Genomic DNA, 16671 nt, shown 5'->3' with positions numbered 1-16671 from the left:
ACGGCCAGGAACAGGCGCGGGACCAAAGCGGCTCTCCCGGATCAAGCCCGCAGGGCGGCGTTCCGGTCGAGGTCTTCGGCGCCGGGTCGAGCGGGGAAGGATGGTGAGTATGAGGCTGATCAGCGAACGAGACGGGCGCCGACAAGAAGCACGGCACGGCCGCGGTGGCCGGCCGCGGCGGTCGCACGGACCCGGGACGCGGGTGCGGTGGCATCCCTATGCAGGTGCTGCGATGGCGACAGCCGCCGCAGCAGCAGCGGGCGCTGCGGCGGTCAACCCGGACAGCGCTTGGTATACGGGGCTGGTGAAACCGCGGTGGCAGCCGCCGTCCTCGGCGTTCGGCGCCCTCTGGACGCCCTTGTACGCGAGCGTCGCATGGTCTGCCGGCCGTGCCTTCGACCTGGCCAGGGGCCGGGAGCGCGAACGCTTGGCGGCTTCCTTGACAGTGAACCTCTCACTGAACGCGGCTTGGAGCTGGCTCTTTTTTGCCGCCCGCAGTCCCCGGGCCGGATTGGTCGGCACCCTGCTGCTGGACCTCAGCACCCTGCACCTCATTCGCACCACATCCCGTACCGACCGGGGCGCGGCCACGGTGCTCTTGCCCTACGCCGTATGGTGCTGGTTCGCCACCGCCCTGAACGCCAAGATCGCCCAGCTCAATCCCTGCTCCTGATGGCCGCAGTGCCCACTCACAGTACTGGTGCGGCCGCCGTCCACGGTCTGGTCAGGCCCGACCGACATTGTGGAACGCGCGACGGGTCAGCCGCGGTCCGTCGGCGGCTGCCGGACCGGGCCGGCTCGGCCGGCTGATGGCTCCTTGATCCGCTCCCGCCGCGTGGCCGCGGCGGAAGCCGTGCGGGTCCTGGGCCGGGGCCCGGGGTCCAGGGTCCGAGGAACATCCGCGTCAGACCACACGCCACGCGCCCATGGGCCGGCCTGGACGAATACCCGTGATCTTCCGACCGGCGGCGCAGCACCACCGCGCCCGGCGGTGCGGCGGTGTCCCGCGCGGTCGCATGGCGTGTCGGTGTGCGCGATCACCTCAGGCGGCGGAGCCGACACCGACGGAGTCTCCGCCGGACGGCACCGCGCATCCACCGCCGGGCCTGGTTGCGGACCTGCGGCTCAGGTGGCGATCTGATAGCGGCCCAGAAGGAGTTGGAGGAGTTCATCGGCGATGCCCTCCAGGGAGGTGTCGACCCAGCCGACGACCCAGTCGTGCATGAGGCCGTTGACGGCGCCGATGAAGGCCGCGGCGGCGATGCCGTAGTCGTCGGGGCGGATCTCGCCGCGGGCGACGGCGTCGTCGGTGATGACGCGGAAGAGGTCGATCCAGCGGGCGCGGCGCTCCAGTCGCTGTAGGTCGATGCGCGGGCTCACACCCACGACCTCCACGTAGGCGATCCTGGCGTACCGCCGGTCCGAGGCCGCGCCCTTGACGTAGGCGCGGAGCATCCGGGTGATCCGCTCGGCCAGCGGGAGGTCCTGAATCGCGGGCAGGACGTCGAAGACGGCTTCCTGGGCGGCGTCGTTGACGATCAGGTGCAGTTCGGCGAGCAGGTCCTCGACGCTCTGGAACTCCTCGTAGAACTGGCGGCTCGAAAGGCCCGCCTCCTTGCACAGCGCGGCCAGCCGCGTCCCCCGGTAGCCCGGCTCGCCGCCGAACATCTCCAGGCCCGCCTCCAGAAAACGGGCGCGACGCTCCGCCTGCCGCTGAGCGGCGTCCTTGCCCCCGTACCGGCCTTCCGCCGGGGTGAATCTGCCCGCCACCATGCCCTCCGATCGGCGATGAGGAGATTTTCCCCCACACGGGGTTGTGAGCGGGACTCACCGCTACCTACCATCCGGTAACGCACTCTGAAATTGGGCGGTTTCGAAGTTCAGACCAGCGCTTGCCGCGAGGCCCACGAAGCCGCGCGGCGCATCGCCCGGCCGTGCCCCGGAAAACCGGTTCGCACACTGTGCGCCGCCCTCCTCGCGCGGGTGCCGGCGGCCCGGTGGGCCCAACTCCTCCGTTCGCCTTCAGCAACCAACCCCTGGAGCCCCCCACATGCGCCTCGTCTCACGCCCCGTCAGGCAAAGAGCCCTGGTCGCCGCCGGTGCCGTCACCGCGGTCGTCGCGGCCTGCATCTCGGCCCCTGCCTCCGCCCAAGCATCCCCGGCCCTGCAGGAGGTGATGTTCGTCGGCAACAACTGGGAGGGCACCGCGACCGTCATCAAGGCCCGCGGCGACTTCGCCAGGATCGGCCGCATCAACGTCATCCCCGACAAGGACCGGCGGCTGGCCGAGATCTATCTCAACCCCATCAAACTGATCTACTTCCTCGGCATCCGCGAGACCGTGGGCGAGGGCCACGACCAGTTCGTCGACGACATGTACGCCACCCCCGACGGCACCGCTCTGGTCGCCTCCCGCCCGAGCTTCGCCGACGTCGTCTCCATCGACCTCGCGACCGGCGACGTCAAGTGGCGCTTCCCGGTATCGGGATACCGCTCGGACCACATGGCGGTCTCCCCCGACGGCACCCGTGTGGCCGTGTCGGCGTCCACGTCCAACACCGTCCACGTCCTCGACATCAACTCCGGCCGTGAACTCGGAAAGTTCACCACCGGCGACAAGCCGCACGAGAACATCTTCAGCAAGGACGGCAGGTACCTCTGGAACATGTCGATCGGCGAGGTCAACAACGACTTCGACGCCCCCTGGCAGGACTTCCTCAAGGGAGACCGGAAGATCACGATCGCGGACACGTCCTCCTTCCAGGTCGTCAAAACGATCGACATGCGTACCCGCCTCGACGCCGCCGGCCGCAGCGACCTGTCGGACGCCGTCCGCCCAGCGACCCTCACCCCGGACGATTCCAAGCTCTACTTCCAGGTCTCGTTCTTCAACGGCCTCGCCGAGTACGACGTCGCCACCGACAAGATCACCCGGGTCAAGACCCTGCCCAAGAACCCTGCCACCAGTGACGACCGCACCACCTACGTCAACGACTCCCGCCACCACGGCCTGTCCATGAGCCCGGACGGCACCAAGCTCTGCGTCGCCGGAACCATGGACGACTACGCCACCGTCGTCGACCGCGCCACGCTCACAGAGGGGCCGCTCGTCCCCGCTGCCAAGCCATACTGGGCCACCGTCAGTGGCGACGGCACCGCCTGCATCATCTCCGAAAGCGACGCCGACCAGGTCACCGCCATCAGTTTCGCCACCGGCCAGAAGATCGTCTCGGTCCCCGTCGGTGACCATCCCCAGCGCGTGCGACTGGCCCACATCCCCGCCGACTGGACCGGCCCCACCGACTGACCTCGGCGGCGGGGCGTGGCGCCGCGGGGGCCGGCCGCCCGCGCCCAGGCTTCCTCACCCAACCCGGGCCAGGCCACTACGGGAACGTCGTGCCGCGACGGGGTGGGGGCAGGGATTTCCCCGCCCCCACCCTGCGAGCCCAACTGTCCGGTGGGAAAAGGGTTCACACCGGTCGCCGCGGTACTCGGTCCACGGCACGCCGCCATCGTCTGCCGCCAGTGTGGCGGGCAACCTGCATCCGATCCTCGGTAGCGACAGGAGCGGCACTGATGACCGGCCACGTGATGACCGCCACCGACGCCGGTGGCGAACGGCTCGCGGAGCGCACCGTCTCAGCGGCGCCTACCCTCGGCCAAGCCGCCGAGTTCGGCGCCGGCCACCGGACGGACTACGTGTCGGTTCGCCACGGCCACGACGACAGCACCCTCTACGGGAGAGACCCCACCGACGCCTGGTCGGTGCTCGTCGTAGATGCGCCCGCCGCCGTCGTCGTGGAAAAACGCCGCCGGCACGATGCCCTGCGCCGGCCGGAGCCGGGCTGGGACCGCGACCCTCACGACGGCGATCCCTTGGCCCACGCCCACACCGCGATCGAACGGATGTGCATGCCCTGCCAGGGCAACGCGGACGCGCACCCATCCGTGACATGGCGACCACCACCCGTCCCCGACCGCTGACGCACCGACTTCGGGAGCAGACGGAAAGTCAGCAGGTCAGCTGCGGGGACCGCTCGCATCGTGGTAGCCGAGTTCGAGGTAGCGGGTGCGAGTGCTCCAGGAGCCGAGGTCGGGCGTGTCGGCCAGGACGTCGTGCCAGGGCTGGGTGCCAGGATCAGCCGCCTCACGGGAAGCCGCCGTCTTGCCGGGTGCCGCTCCACCGGAGTGGTCGGCCTCGGGCGCGGGCGGCAGACGGCCGGGATGCCCGGCCCAAAGCCGCACTCTCGACCGGGCCTTGGACTCCCGGACCGGCTCCCACAGGCCCACCGAGAACATGCCGGCGAGCTGGTGCATGGCGATGAAGCCGGCCACGCCGTCCTCGGGGTCCGTGCGGTCCGGGCGCTCGGTGAGGGCGTGCCACAGGATGTACATGTTCGGGATCCGCACATCGGGCTGGAATCGGTATACGAGCCGCTCCAGCCTGATCGAGCCGATGCGCGGCAGCTGTACCCGGGTGAGCGGGACGACCTCGCGCTCGCCGCCGGTCCAGGTCAGCGTCTGGTTGCGGCCCATGTAGCCGGGCTCGCTGAAGACCGTGACGTGGAGGCGTTCCCTGCGATCAGGCCGGCGGTTGTGCAGCAAGCCCGCGCCAACGACGGCGCCACTTACCGTGGCCAGACCCGCAAGGACAATTCTGGTCTTGCGGTTCATCGGGACGGGGCACCTCGCTTCTCGGCAGGACAGACGCCTCTATCATGCGCCGCCGTTGGCCCGTTGCTCTACCGTCAGCCCGGTACCGAGGAGAACCACCAGGACCCCGGCGCCGCGAGCATCGCACCGGAGGTCCTCAACGACCAGCAACGTGGCTGGGCATCGCGCCAGCGTGTGGTCGACCCGACCGTCTGGCCGTGCCAGGCCCAGGCATGTCCCAGGGCTGGATGAGGGAGCGCCCCCTGGCCGGGCGGAGGCAGAGGGCGCGCGTGAGGTGCAGGGGGTCAACGCCAGTTAGCATCCCGTGCCGGGCAGATCACCGTTCATGCGCACGCTCGGCCGAGAAGTGCCGCGTGCGGTGTTCGCAGCCTCGGTGAGACGGTCGGCCGACTCGTCGAAACGTCTGTCTGCGGCGGCTGATCCCATGTCAGGCACGGCCCAGTTCGGCGGCGCCGAAGGAGACGTCGAACCGATCGCACCAGATACTCACGCTGGTGTACCTCTCAAGATCTGCGGTGGCAGGCAGCGGGTAGTTGTGGCTGCCTTTGTTGCCCTTGAGCTTGCCGAGGCTGAGGTACGCGCCGTCGTCGAAGACGTCCCAGCCGTCCTTGCCCGGCTTCACTGTCGCGTCCGTGATCCAGACTTTCAGGTCAGGACCGTTGCTGGTGTTCAAGTCTTCCAGGCGCAGCACCCGGGAGCCATCAGGAAGCTGGACGATTTTCACGCTGCCCGTCGTCGCGTGCTCGTGAGTTATGAACTCGCCTGAAGCCAGCGTCATCGGCCCGGCCGACTTTGCGGGTGCGTCGGACACAGCGGACTCATCGGGCTCCGTGGATCCTGCCGGTGTGTTCGTAGGCGGCGTGGCGGCGGGGAGTGCCTCGTTCACGAGCTCGTCCGTCCATAGCTTCCACGGCTGGAACAGGTACAACACCACCGCGACAACCGCCAGACCGACCACCAGCGTCCCGATGACCAGCGGCTTGCGCACCAGGCCCACCGGACGACTCATCCTTACCTCCCACATGCTGCGCTTCCACGACTGATTCCACGGCATGCGGAGCCCTTCTGTCTCGGTCGGAGATGATACGAAGTTCTTATGATGCGGACCGATAAGGCGCCGAGTCCTTCAGACCGACCTCCGTCAGCGGGCCGCCGGGGCGCGCGCCCGCACCGCTCCTCATTCCCGTGCGGCTGTCGCTATGGCGATCGATCAGGCTTTGCGGGAGGGAATCGGTTGCTACATCCTCGGCGAGTGTGACTGAGCGCTCCACTTGGCGGGGCCCGCCACATGGAGCGCCATCAGCCGAGCGGTTCGCCGAGTTCGCCGGTGCCGGGGGCAAGAAGCACCCGGCGATCGTCCGGCTCTGGGAGAACGCCTGGGAGGAGTCCACCCCGTTCCTCCGCGTCGACACCGAGATCCGCCGCATCGTCTGCACCACGCACGCGATCGAGTCCGTGAACGCCAGGATTTGCCGGGCGGCCAAGGCCCATGGGCGCCCTCGGCCCTTAGGTGACGCATAGCAACGGAGCTGCGGGGCAGACGCGACGTCAGGAGGTTACAGACATGGTCCCTTTGCTGCTTGTCCTGCTGCTGGCCCTGATCCTGTTCGGCGCGGGCTTCGCCCTCAAGGCGCTGTGGTGGATCGCCATCATCGTGCTGGTGGTATGGCTCCTCGGCTTCGTATTCCGCAGTGCCGAAGGAGGCGGCCGACGCCGCTGGTACCGGTGGTGACCTGACTCATCCCCCTCCCCGCGTAAGGGCGGGGTTCGTGGCGCCGGAAGGCCGCGAACCCCGCCCTTCGCACTGCCGCCACCGCTCCCGGGCAGACGCACCAATAGGGCGGCTCGCCGGCAACTGCGTTCGGAACCAGCACGGACCTCCCCGGCGAGCCGCTCCCACCACCTCAAGGCGCGCATCTGTGCAGGCAGCCCGAGGCGCCCAGACGCAGCCCTACCTCAGGGGGTAGAGGTCGTCGAGTACGACATGCCACAGCTACACCGTCCTGCTGCCCTTCGCCGGTCAGGGCAATGGCCTGCGCCAGTTGCGGGGCATAGCCGACCGCCGCGTGCCCATCATCCACCCCGCGGACCTACTGCCCGTCAGCAAGGTGCCGCGGACCGACTACAACTCCGAGGCGCTTCGACGGCATCTGGAAAACCTCTCCTGCCCCTGGTCGTGGCCCTCGGTCACGACTCACGCGGCGCGATAGGCGCCGCGTGAGTCGTGACCGAGGGCCGCCGGACGCGCCGAGAACATCAGGCACACCGTCGACCTGCTCCTAAACGCCTCCCGGGTACTCGCCGAGAAGGTCACTGCGGGGCAGGCCACCGTAGTAAGCCTGTGCTACCGCCTCGCTGACGGCAGCGCGCAGCTGGTTGCCTCCCGCGGCCTCGACGTGCCGGCTCACGCCGCGCCTTGACCGGGGCAGTCGTCATTGAGGTGGGAATGCGGCACGCAGATTCGGAATAAATCCACCGCTCATGCGGACAGCACGTCGCCGATCCAAGGTTCCCAGTCGATGCGGGCGCTTTCCGCTCCCACTGCCACGATCTGTGCTGTGGCGGCAAGGAAATCGGTGAGCTCTCGGGTCCGGATGTGCAGCAGCGCCGTACCCGTGTCGCCCGTCAGGGCCATGTAGGAGTACGCATGATCCCACGGCCCGATCAGTAGATCGCCATGGCCGGTCGGCGCTTTCAGGCCGGCCAAGAGCAGTTCCCTCGATGCGACCCACACCGCCTCGTGCAAGCCGCCAACACAACCGAAATTGATATGCACCGCAAACGGATCAGCAGCGCTGTAATGACACTCCACTTTAAGATGAATAGGTGTTTCGCCGCCTGCCAGGAGACGCATGGGGAGCCGAGTGGTGAGTTTATCCATGGACCTGCGCATCCCTACCCGAGCGTCGATTTCTTCCCTGTGGCTCGTCTAACCTGCAGCCAGGACGCCATTCGGATGGAGCGTGAAGGTCTCATGGAGGCTCGCGCTTTGAGCTTGCTCCGCTTTGACGGACACGTTCGGTGTGTTGATCAAGCTGCGAGGGCGGCCTCGAACTCGGCGGGACTGCGGTAGCCGAGGCTGCTGTGGAGCCTACGTATGTTGTACCAGCCCTCGATCCACTCGAAGATTGCGGAGTGGGCTGCCGCCCGGCTGGGCCAGGACCGGTCGTCGAGCAACTCGCGCTCGATGGTTGCGAAGAACGACTCGGCGAGGGCGTTGTCCCAACACTGGCCGGTGCGGCCGACCGACAGGTTGATGCCCAACTCGCTTGCGAGAGTGGCAAAATCGCGGCTGGTGTACTGGCATCCGCGGTCCGAGTGAAAGATCACCGGGCCCCCGGGTCGGCGGCTGCGGCAGGCTGCTCGCCAAGGCCTCGGCGACCAGTTCGGTGCGCAGGTGGTCGGCGGTGGCCCAGCCCACCACGCGCCGGGAGGCGATGTCGATCACGGTGGCCAGGTAGAGCCAGCCCTCTTCGGTCGGGATGTAGGTGACGTCGCCGCACCAGCGCACATCGCGTTTGGCAGGGTTGGGCTGGAAGTCGCGCAGGACGAGGTCGGGCCGCACGGCCGCGCGCGGGTCGGGGATGGTGGTGCGCTGGCGTCGTCGTCGGTGTTGCCCCTGAAGGCCGCGTTGGCGCATGAGGCGGGCAACGCGACGCCGGCCGCACCGCTCGCCCTCGCGCTGGAGGGCGGCGTGGATGCGCGGGGCGCCGTAGCTGCCGCGTGAGACTGCGTGGACCTCGGTGATCTTCTCGGTCAGCTCGGCGTCGCGGACCGCGCGGGGCCCCGGAGCGTCGGTGCGGCGGGCATAGAAGGCGGCACGGGAGACCTGCAGCAGCTCACAGGCGCGCTTGACGCTGTGGCCGCCCTGCTTCTCCGCCTCGATGAACGGGTCCACCGTCACCGGGTCTCCTTCGCGAAGAAAGCCGTGGCACGCTTGAGGATCTCCACGTCCTCGCGCAGGCGGCGGTTCTCCCGCCGCAGGCGGGCCAGCTCTTCTCGTTCGTCGCTGGTCAGGCCGTCCCGCTCGCCGGTATCGACCTCGGCCTGCTTGACCCAGTCCCGCACCGCGGTCTCGGTCAGGTCGAAGTCCTTGGCGACCTGACCGACCGAGCGGTCACCGCGTCGGCACAGCTCGACGATCTCGGCCTTGAACTCCGGCGTGAACGAGCGGCGAGGACGCGGCTTCTTCTTCCCCATGCTCTCCATGACAGACATCTTCCTTCCGGGGCGCAAACCCCTGATCTCAGGTGTCCGTCAAAGAGGATCAAGCCCACTTTCGACTGACAGGCGATGGACGTCGCTGACGCCACTGCTCCTGGCGGCGGAGAGCATGCGCACACGAAGGCATGCCCGAGGGCACGGGTTCCGCATGTGGCATCCACTGCCCGCGGCAGGGTCGCCCAACGGGCCTGTGGGTCAGCATCCCGTCACTGCAGACCGTCCAAGCCGTACCGGCGGACCGACACGGGCGTGGGATGGGGCCGCAGAGGTCCGCGGCACGCAGCCATCGGCGCTGGACGCATCGTCCGGTCTTCTCACACCCGATGCCGGCCACGGTCGGCCACATCGCAGCTCTCCGGTATCCGTGCCGGCCGCGACCCGCGCGGTCAGCAGGCAGGCGCCCGCGCAGTACACAACACCCAGCCCCCTCTGCGCGCGCGGAGGGCGACAGCTCCCGCTCGGACACGCGTCACCCGGCCGAGGGAGACCGGTTCGCGGCCACGACTGAAGGCGAGCAGCCCTTCTGGGCTGGCAGTGCGGCTCCTCGTGCAGGCCGTAGGCGGTGCTACTGCCGGGGCAGGTGGGTGGCGGTGTCGAGGTAGAAGGCGTCGATGCTCTGGACGGCTCGCTCGAAGTCGTCCAGGTTGACCGGCTTGGTGACGTACGCATTGGCATGGCGCCGATAGGCGCCGGAGACATCGTCGGGTGCGGATGACGTGGTCAGGACGACGACCGGGATGGCGCGCAGGTCCTCGTCGTTCTTGATCACGGCCAGCAACTCGCGGCCGTTCATGCGCGGCATGTTCAGGTCGAGGACGATCAGGTCGGGCCGGGGGTGGCGCGGGTCACGCAGGTAGTCCAGGGCGGCGATGCCGTCTTCTACCTGGGTCAGAACGCGAGTGCCGCGTGCGGTGAGGGCATCCTCGATGAGCATGGCGTCAGCGGCGTCGTCCTCGACCAGCAGCACGTCGTAGGGGCGGGCGGGGGCGATCATCATCGAGGTCTCCGGAGGTGGAGTGGGGGGAGTCTGGGGTGACCAGTCCTGGCCATCGGCGGCGGGCACCTTGCCTGGTCATGTTGGAGGCTCTGCCGATCTGCGGATATCCGGCGCCGGCGTCGGCGGCTTCGTGAGCGGCGCTCTCCTCCAGCTGTTCGATGGCCTGCCGGAGATGGATCAGCATGTGCAGATGAGCCAGGGCCTCCGCCTGGGCGGGTGAGTGGTCGCCCGGGCCGGGCAGAGGTTCGAAGGCGCGACGAACGAGGTGACGGACGAGATCATCGACCGCGCCGGCCGCGAGCGCGGCTAGCTCCTCCTCACTCATCCGCAAGGAAAAGTGAATGCCAGGCATGAGCACACTGTATGGCCCGCATTCAGGTGACAACAAGCGTTGTCGTGGTCAGGTTACAGTGTCCCTGCCGCGCACCTCGGGGGCGGCTCGGCCGAAGAACCAGGGAGCTCGCCGTGACCAGCCAGCAAGGCCTGCCACCTCGACACAACGGTCTGTCGGCGTGGACGACCAGGCGATGGCTGCGTGTCGGTGTGAGCGCGGCCCTGGCGGTTCTGGCGGCTCTGGGTGCTGTCGGATTGTGGACGACGACACGCACCTCCGACATTACTGACGAACTGGTCAATACCCGCTCACCCTCGCTGACCTACGCGGTGCGGCTGGAAGCAGCGCTGGTCAATCAGGAAACCGGGATCCGCGGGTACGGCCTGACCGGTCAAAGGGACTTCCTGGACCCTTACCGGCAAGGTGTGACGGATCAGAAAACCGCCGTTGACCGGCTCCGAGAGCTGCTGGTGGACAACGCCCAGGGCCGTGAGGACCTGCAGCAGGTCCTGGATCGGACGCAAGTGTGGCAGCAGCGCATCGCTCTCCCGATCGCCGCATCCCCCGCCGGTGCCCCGGCAGCGCTGGCGGCAGAGCGGGCAGAAGAAGGAAGGAACTCCTTCGACCGGGTGCGGGCGGCGCTGGCCGCGCAACAGGAGCACGTGCGCACCGCGCGGTCGAACGCCGTGAAGAATCTTGATCGGGCCACACAACTGCGGAACTGGGTGTTCATCGCGATCGCCGGCGTGATCGTGCTGGTGGCGGCCTTGGTCTTCGAGGGGCTGCGCCGCGGCATCACCGATCCGCTCACCCGCCTGGGCTCCGACGCCCGACAGGTGGCCCGCGGCAACTTCGCTCATCCCGTCGCGACCACGGGACCGGCGGACCTGCGGCAGCTGGGAGCCGACATGGAAGCCATGCGGCGCCGGCTGGTCGACGAACTCGCCTTCAGCGAGGAGGCGCGCCACCAGCTCGATGAGCGGGCCGCCGACCTGAAGCGTTCGAACGCCGAGCTGGAACAGTTCGCTTACGTCGCCTCCCATGACCTGCAGGAGCCGCTTCGCAAGGTCTCCAGCTTCACTCAGCTGCTGCAGCGCCGCTATGCCGATCAGCTCGACGAGCGGGCGGACCAGTACATCGCCTTCGCCGTCGACGGCGCCAACCGGATGCAGACCCTCATCAATGATCTGCTCACCTTCTCCCGGGTCGGCCGAGTTCACAACGAGCACCGCCTGGTCGAGCTCGAACCGCTCGTGGAGGACACGCTAGGCACCCTCAGCATCTCCATCGAGGAGTCCGGGGCCACCATCAGCCATGACGCGCTTCCGGCGGTGGTCGGTGACACCACGCAGCTCGGCATGCTGTGGCAGAACCTGATATCCAACGCCATAAAGTTCCGCCACCCCGACCGCCGGCCGCAGATCCACATCGGGGCCTTGCGTGAAGGTGACCTGTGGCGGTTCACGGTCACCGACAACGGGATCGGCATCGACCCCGAATTCGCCGACCGGGTCTTCATCATCTTCCAGCGCCTGCACACCAAGGACGCCTACCCGGGCAGTGGTATCGGCCTGGCCATGTGCAAGAAGATCGTCGAATTCCACGGCGGCACCATCGCTGTCGACACCCACCACAGCCCCGGTACCCGCATCTCCTTCACCCTCCTCGCGGACACCAGCCCGACCAGCGCCGAAGACCCCCGATCGTGACACCCCACACCGACCGAGCATCATTACCGCATCCTGCTGGTGGAGGACGACAGCGGCGACGCGCTCCTCGTCCAGGAACTGCTCACCGACACAGCCCTGACCCACACCCTCGTCTGGCACCATACGCTCGCCGAGGCCCGCACCGAACGGGGTATGCGGCAGGTGGATTGCGTCCTGCTGGACCTCCACCTGCCCGACGCAGCCGGTTTGGACGCCGTGCGAGCCATTCAGGAAACGGGTCCGCACACCGCCATCATCGTGCTGACCGGCCTCGCGGAGCCCCGCGCCGGCGTCGAAGCCGTGACAGCGGGCGCCCAGGACTACCTCCTCAAAGGCACCGTCGAACCCGAACTCCTGCAACGAGCCGTCCGCTACGCCGTCCACCGGAAGCACGCCGAACGCGCCAGCGCCGACCTTCGCGCCAGCCGCATGCGCGCGGAGGAAAACGCCCGCCTCGAGCGAGGCTCGGCGGCCACCGAGGCCACGAGCTGCTACGCCAACTCGAACACCTCCTCGTCGCCGAACGCGCCCACCCCGACCTGTTCGCCACCTGCACCCTGCTCACCCTCGATTCCCCCGCACACAAGGCAACCCTCCACCTGGCGGGGCACCACGAACCCCTGCTCACCACGAACACCGGCACCCAGGAAGTCTCGGCCTCACACGGCACCGCCCTGGGCATCGCCGCCGGCCTGAACCACTGGCCCGCCACCGACCTCACTCTGCCTCCGACCGGTGCACTCACCCTCTGCACCGACGGCCTGGTGGAAGGCCTTCGACTGGGATCCAGCGAACGCCTCGGCATCGAAGGACTCCTCACCCTCGTCAACGCCCTGCCCGCCACCGAACCCGAAACTCACATCGACCAGCTGATCGCCGCCGTCAACACCCACAACGCGCACCGGCACACCGACGACGTCGCAGTCCTCCGCCTCGACTGGAGCACACCAGCAACGCTCGGTGACGGCCGCCTCAGCGACACACAGCCGCATGAGGCCATCACGACCTAGAGTCAGCGGCCAGGACCGAAGGCGCTTCGCGTCCAGTCGGCAAAGCTGGTCCAGGCGATCTCCGGATGGCCCGCGTGCAGGGCAGGGATGTCGACTCCGTAACCGGGCCCGTTCAGGAAGCTCCACATCGCGTGCATGTCGGGGTTCCCGATAGCCTCCAGCGGTACGCGCTGGTGCCGGACCTCGCGTCCCAGGGCGGTGCCGAGCGCGTCCGCCATCTGAGCGGGAGTGGGTGCGTCGCTCGCCAGCTCGATACGCCGCCCCAGGTATGGCGCGGGGTCAAGCAGGACCTCCGCCGCGAACGCACCGTGGTCAGCGCGGGCCAGCTGCTGCAACGGCCTGTCCGACGGTAGCGGCAGGTCGAGCGCCCCGTCGCGGATGCGCTCCGCTCCTCCCAGGGCGTTGTCGTAGAAGTACGTCGGCCCCAGGATCGTGTAAGGCACGTCTCCGGATACCAGCTCTGCTTCGATGCGGGCCTTGCTGTCGAAGTGCGGCACCCCGCTCTCCTTGTCGGCCCCGGCCACTGAGCTGAACACCAGATGCGGCACGCTCCTCTCCCTGGCCGCAGCAAGGATGGCCCGTCCCTGGGCCACCTCGGCGTCCACGCCGGCCTCGAAGGGCGTGGTGAAGGCAAAGACCCCTGCCACCCCGTCCATGGCCGCGGCGAGAGATGCACCGTCACTCAGGGAACCTGCGACAACGGCCACGCCCCGATCGGCCAGTCGGCGAGCCGCTTCCCGCTGCGGGTCCCGGACCATCGCCCGTACCCCGGCCCCGCGGGCCAGCAGCGCCTCGGTCACGGCCCCGCCCTGTCCGCCGGTCGCGGCAAGCACCAGAATCGGCTCATCAGCCATCGCGGGAACTCCTTCTCTTTCTGACTGCACGATAATGGACTTCAGTGGAAGTAAAAATGTATCCGGCGATGGCAGATTCGCCGGTGCGGCAACACGGAGCATCCGCAGAACATTCTTCCGGCCGGCTACGCGCCGGGAATGTCGCCGCCCTCAGCACGGTCGAAGAATTTCATCGCCATGAAGCCGTGGACATAACTGCCGCCCGCGCGCAGCGCAGCGGCGATCATGATCGTCTCGGCCAGTTCCTGCTGGGTCGCACCCGCGGAGTGCGCAGCGCCGGTATGCGCCTCGATGCAGTAAGGACACTGCGTGGTCAGTGCCACCGCCACGGCCATGAGTTCCGTGTACTTGCGCGGGATGACCTTGTCGGCTCCCCGCATGACCTGCGAATCCCAGGCCGCGAACGCCTTGAAGGGTTTCGGGGCGCCGGCACGGATGTGCTTGGCGTAGTCGTGATCGGTGTGCTCGCTGTAGGACATGGTCCGCTCGGTGTGTGGGGTGGGTGCAGGTGCGCGGCCGGTCAGCCGGCCTGCTGCGGAGGGACGTCCGCGCGGTGGATTCCGTCTGTGGCCGCGAGGTCTTCCCCGGCCACACGGTGTGCTTCTTCGAGAACCTCGAGTACCTGCTCGTGCGGGACGACCGCGGCGCCGGAGGAGTCGGCAAACACATAGTCGCCGGGCCGGATCATCACCCCGCCCACGACGACGGGGCGGCCGGCCTCGAGCGGGGTCACGACTTCCCCGCCCCACTTCACGCTCTCTCCGCGGCAGTAGACGGCGAACCCACAGGTCGAGAGCTCGGCGAAGTCCCGCAGACGGCCGTCCGCCAGGACCCCGGCGAGGCCGTGGGAGGCGAGCAGGGAGAGTTTCGTCCCGCCGGCCAATGACACGTCAGGATGTCCGTTGCTCGCGAGGACGAGAACACGGCCGCTTGCGCTGTCCTGCGTCGCCTCCTCGAAGAGTCGGCGGAAGTTGTACCGCTCGGATGGGAGAATGTCATGGCAGGTGGGGAAGTACGAGACCGTCGCCCCCGGCCCGAAGAGCACCTGGTCCGGCGTGGGGCTCACCAAGTCCGACGGGTGGCACCGGTGACGGTGGAATTTCCCCATGGCGTCAACGATGTTGGCGGTCGTGAGCTTCGCCGACAGACCTTTCCGCCTGATTTCTTCGCTCACGTCGATCTGCCCAGCGGGCGAATAATCGAGGATTGGGCTGTTCACGATGTTCTCCGGGTTCGCACGCTGCTTCCTCCCTTATAACCCACCGCCCGGAGAATGTGTGACACCCCCACGACCTGAGGGCCGCCGCACTCGCCGCGCTGCAGGAGCGGCGGGAAGCACTCGCAGGGCGCTGCCGACTTCTGATCAAGCCGACCGCCCTGTTCGACCGGGGATGCTGCCGTGGGCGGGAGTGCAGCACGATGCCGGATGGCTATGACTCGAACTTCGTCCATTGCCCTTCGGAGACCACCTCGACAGAGCCGTCGACGACTGTGATGGCCGTCTGTTCGTCGATGGCGTAGGCCGGGACGCCGATGTCGGCGGCCCACCGCTTGGCGTCAGCCAAGGTGTTCTGGGGGAAGAGGTCCAGGTGCGGGAAGATCGAGAAGTCGACGACGCCCAGGGTGCGGTCGTCCGGCGCGGAGGGCCACTCTACGAAGTACGTTCCGATCCGGGGCGTCATCACCATGCTTCCGGCGCTCACTCCCACCCAGACCGTGTCGGGGAGCGAGGGCAGCAGATCAGCCAGCCCGGACTCCCGCATCCAGTGGCAGAGGTACGTCGCGTCACCGCCGTCGACCAGGAGCACGTCGGCCGCGAGGACCCACGGGACCCATCGCTCCGCGCCGATGGACGGCAGCGCGGTGAGCTCGAGGACACCGAGCGATGCCCAGCCCAGGCCGGTCAGGTGCCGCGTGGGCTCGGCGGACACGAAGCCTCGCACCGATGCCGGACCGCACATCGGGTGACCCCACTGTGCTGTCGGGACGCATAGGGCGTGGCACTCGTCGATCGGCTTGCCGAGAAGCCGCACGAGCACCGAGCGGATGCTCGAGTTCGTGACGCCGCCCGAAGTGAGCAAAAGTCTCAAGGTGTCTCCAAAATCGCGCGCGGAAGGTGGCTGTACCTGAAGACCCGGAACCGTGCTGGAAGTCATCGCGGTTCGGGCAACTCTTTCAGAGGCCCTCAGGTTGCCGGGCGTGAAAGCCCAGTCACCCTGCACCGGGTCCTGCCCCGTACAGCACATGCACCCGACCAACGCACCCAAGATGCGCATGTCACAGCGTCCACTCAACGGCATAAGCGGACGCTGGGACGCTGCTTCAGGATGGCGGAAGGCGGAGCAAGCGGCTGCGGGCAAGCAAAGCGTTCAACTCAGAATGGAAACCGGTACGTTGAAGGACACGGAGCAGGTTTCGGTTGGGCTGGGCGATTCGTCTTGGACGGCGCGCCACACCGGGCTGGACTCGCGATGCGGCGCCGTGGCAACCGGGTGTCGGGGGCGGGCCGTGGGTGGTCAGAAAACGTAGGGGATGTCGTGGATGACGTCCTGGGTGGCGGATGCGCCACGCTCCGTCGGTCCGGCGGAAGGTGAAGCGGTAGTACCCGGACTCGATCGGCTTGATGGTGCCCTGGGCGCCGAAGGTGCCGACGGGCCACCCGCCCTCGGGCTTCTTGGTTCCGGCCACGTCGAAGGTGATGAACTGGGTCTCGATGCCGGCGTCGTCGCCGTCGATGGAGACCAGGTGGTCGTAGGTGGTGTGGTGGCCCTAGTAGACTGTCGCAGCTAATGTGTGGGGTATAGGTGGCGGAGTTTGGTGCGTGCGTCGTGGGTGGTGAACTGCCAGTTCACCTGACGTTGGTCGGTGT

17 protein-coding genes and 4 pseudogenes are annotated in these 16671 nt (G+C 68.0%); 8 read left to right on the top strand and 13 right to left on the bottom strand.

The window, feature by feature from the left end; translation table 11 throughout:
* The first annotated feature begins 232 nt into the window (after positions 1-232).
* Entirely contained in the window at positions 233-673 is a 441-nt protein-coding gene (locus PV342_RS21870; RefSeq protein WP_500318460.1) for a TspO/MBR family protein, read from the top strand.
* A 452-nt stretch (positions 674-1125) separates the two neighbouring features.
* On the opposite strand, the gene PV342_RS21865 is transcribed toward PV342_RS21870, so the two are convergent.
* Positions 1126-1773, bottom strand: coding sequence for a TetR/AcrR family transcriptional regulator (locus PV342_RS21865; protein WP_386996127.1), 648 nt, complete (start codon positions 1771-1773; stop codon positions 1126-1128).
* A gap of 277 nt (positions 1774-2050) precedes the next feature.
* Here PV342_RS21865 and PV342_RS21860 point away from each other — a divergent pair, with 277 nt between their 5' ends.
* Positions 2051-3307 carry a YncE family protein gene (locus tag PV342_RS21860; protein WP_400804663.1) on the top strand — a complete coding sequence of 419 codons (1257 nt, stop codon included), beginning with the start codon at positions 2051-2053 and terminating at the stop codon, positions 3305-3307.
* A 269-nt stretch (positions 3308-3576) separates the two neighbouring features.
* Positions 3577-3984, top strand: a complete 408-nt coding sequence (locus tag PV342_RS21855; protein WP_500318459.1) for a hypothetical protein — start codon at positions 3577-3579, stop codon at positions 3982-3984.
* Positions 3985-4020: 36 nt separating this feature from the next.
* Here the strand turns inward: PV342_RS21855 and PV342_RS21850 are convergent, their stop codons facing one another.
* Both PV342_RS21850 and PV342_RS21845 read right to left on the bottom strand, forming a co-directional pair.
* Positions 4021-4605 (bottom strand): hypothetical protein, encoded by a 585-nt coding sequence (locus PV342_RS21850; protein WP_400804658.1) that lies wholly within the window; start codon positions 4603-4605, stop codon positions 4021-4023.
* Positions 4606-5101: 496 nt separating this feature from the next.
* Complete coding sequence (locus PV342_RS21845) at positions 5102-5683, bottom strand: DM13 domain-containing protein (RefSeq protein ID WP_500318458.1); 582 nt, start codon at positions 5681-5683, stop codon at positions 5102-5104.
* A 272-nt stretch (positions 5684-5955) separates the two neighbouring features.
* On the opposite strand from PV342_RS21845, the pseudogene PV342_RS21840 reads away from it, so the two are divergent.
* The 3 genes and pseudogenes from PV342_RS21840 to PV342_RS21830 form a co-directional block, all read left to right on the top strand.
* A pseudogene (locus tag PV342_RS21840) lies at positions 5956-6168 on the top strand (transposase); the annotation flags it as partial.
* A 70-nt stretch (positions 6169-6238) separates the two neighbouring features.
* Positions 6239-6406: a DUF5670 family protein gene (locus PV342_RS21835; RefSeq protein WP_386996139.1), complete on the top strand. Its 168-nt coding sequence runs from the start codon at positions 6239-6241 to the stop codon at positions 6404-6406.
* A 499-nt stretch (positions 6407-6905) separates the two neighbouring features.
* Positions 6906-7094 (top strand): annotated as a pseudogene (locus tag PV342_RS21830) (carbonic anhydrase); the annotation flags it as partial.
* A gap of 59 nt (positions 7095-7153) precedes the next feature.
* Here the strand turns inward: PV342_RS21830 and PV342_RS21825 are convergent.
* The 5 genes and pseudogenes from PV342_RS21825 to PV342_RS21805 form a co-directional block, all read right to left on the bottom strand.
* Positions 7154-7555, bottom strand: coding sequence for an SsgA family sporulation/cell division regulator (locus PV342_RS21825; RefSeq protein WP_500318457.1), 402 nt, complete (start codon positions 7553-7555; stop codon positions 7154-7156).
* Positions 7556-7704: 149 nt separating this feature from the next.
* Positions 7705-8004 carry a transposase gene (locus PV342_RS21820; protein WP_500318456.1) on the bottom strand — a complete coding sequence of 100 codons (300 nt, stop codon included), beginning with the start codon at positions 8002-8004 and terminating at the stop codon, positions 7705-7707.
* Between the two features lie 37 nt (positions 8005-8041).
* A pseudogene (locus PV342_RS21815) lies at positions 8042-8572 on the bottom strand (IS3 family transposase); the annotation flags it as partial.
* A gap of 2 nt (positions 8573-8574) precedes the next feature.
* A complete protein-coding gene (locus tag PV342_RS21810) occupies positions 8575-8883 on the bottom strand; it encodes a transposase (protein WP_396570898.1) in 309 nt (102 codons plus the stop codon).
* Positions 8884-9463: 580 nt separating this feature from the next.
* Positions 9464-9895, bottom strand: coding sequence for a response regulator (locus tag PV342_RS21805; protein WP_400804649.1), 432 nt, complete (start codon positions 9893-9895; stop codon positions 9464-9466).
* A 465-nt stretch (positions 9896-10360) separates the two neighbouring features.
* Between PV342_RS21805 and PV342_RS21800 the strand changes: the two genes are divergently transcribed.
* Both PV342_RS21800 and PV342_RS21795 read left to right on the top strand, forming a co-directional pair.
* A complete protein-coding gene (locus PV342_RS21800; RefSeq protein WP_500318455.1) occupies positions 10361-11938 on the top strand; it encodes a sensor histidine kinase in 1578 nt (525 codons plus the stop codon).
* 30 nt (positions 11939-11968) lie between these two features.
* Positions 11969-12948: pseudogene (locus tag PV342_RS21795) on the top strand (SpoIIE family protein phosphatase).
* A 2-nt stretch (positions 12949-12950) separates the two neighbouring features.
* Here the strand turns inward: PV342_RS21795 and PV342_RS21790 are convergent.
* From PV342_RS21790 to PV342_RS21770, 5 genes are all read right to left on the bottom strand, one after another.
* Positions 12951-13802, bottom strand: a complete 852-nt coding sequence (locus PV342_RS21790; RefSeq protein ID WP_500318454.1) for an NmrA/HSCARG family protein — start codon at positions 13800-13802, stop codon at positions 12951-12953.
* Positions 13803-13927: 125 nt separating this feature from the next.
* Positions 13928-14281 (bottom strand): carboxymuconolactone decarboxylase family protein, encoded by a 354-nt coding sequence (locus PV342_RS21785; RefSeq protein WP_500318453.1) that lies wholly within the window; start codon positions 14279-14281, stop codon positions 13928-13930.
* A 41-nt stretch (positions 14282-14322) separates the two neighbouring features.
* Positions 14323-15021, bottom strand: a complete 699-nt coding sequence (locus PV342_RS21780) for an RraA family protein (RefSeq protein WP_400804640.1) — start codon at positions 15019-15021, stop codon at positions 14323-14325.
* A 211-nt stretch (positions 15022-15232) separates the two neighbouring features.
* The gene (locus tag PV342_RS21775; RefSeq protein WP_400804637.1) at positions 15233-15958 is read right to left on the bottom strand and encodes a Type 1 glutamine amidotransferase-like domain-containing protein; all 726 of its coding nucleotides are present in this window, start codon (positions 15956-15958) and stop codon (positions 15233-15235) included.
* 166 nt (positions 15959-16124) lie between these two features.
* Positions 16125-16517: a hypothetical protein gene (locus PV342_RS21770; protein WP_500318535.1), complete on the bottom strand. Its 393-nt coding sequence runs from the start codon at positions 16515-16517 to the stop codon at positions 16125-16127.
* Positions 16518-16671: the final 154 nt, after the last annotated feature.

Source organism: Streptomyces sp. PA03-3a (genome assembly GCF_033792735.1).
Taxonomy (GTDB): domain Bacteria; phylum Actinomycetota; class Actinomycetes; order Streptomycetales; family Streptomycetaceae; genus Actinacidiphila.
This window is presented reverse-complemented; position numbering and strand designations above follow the sequence as displayed.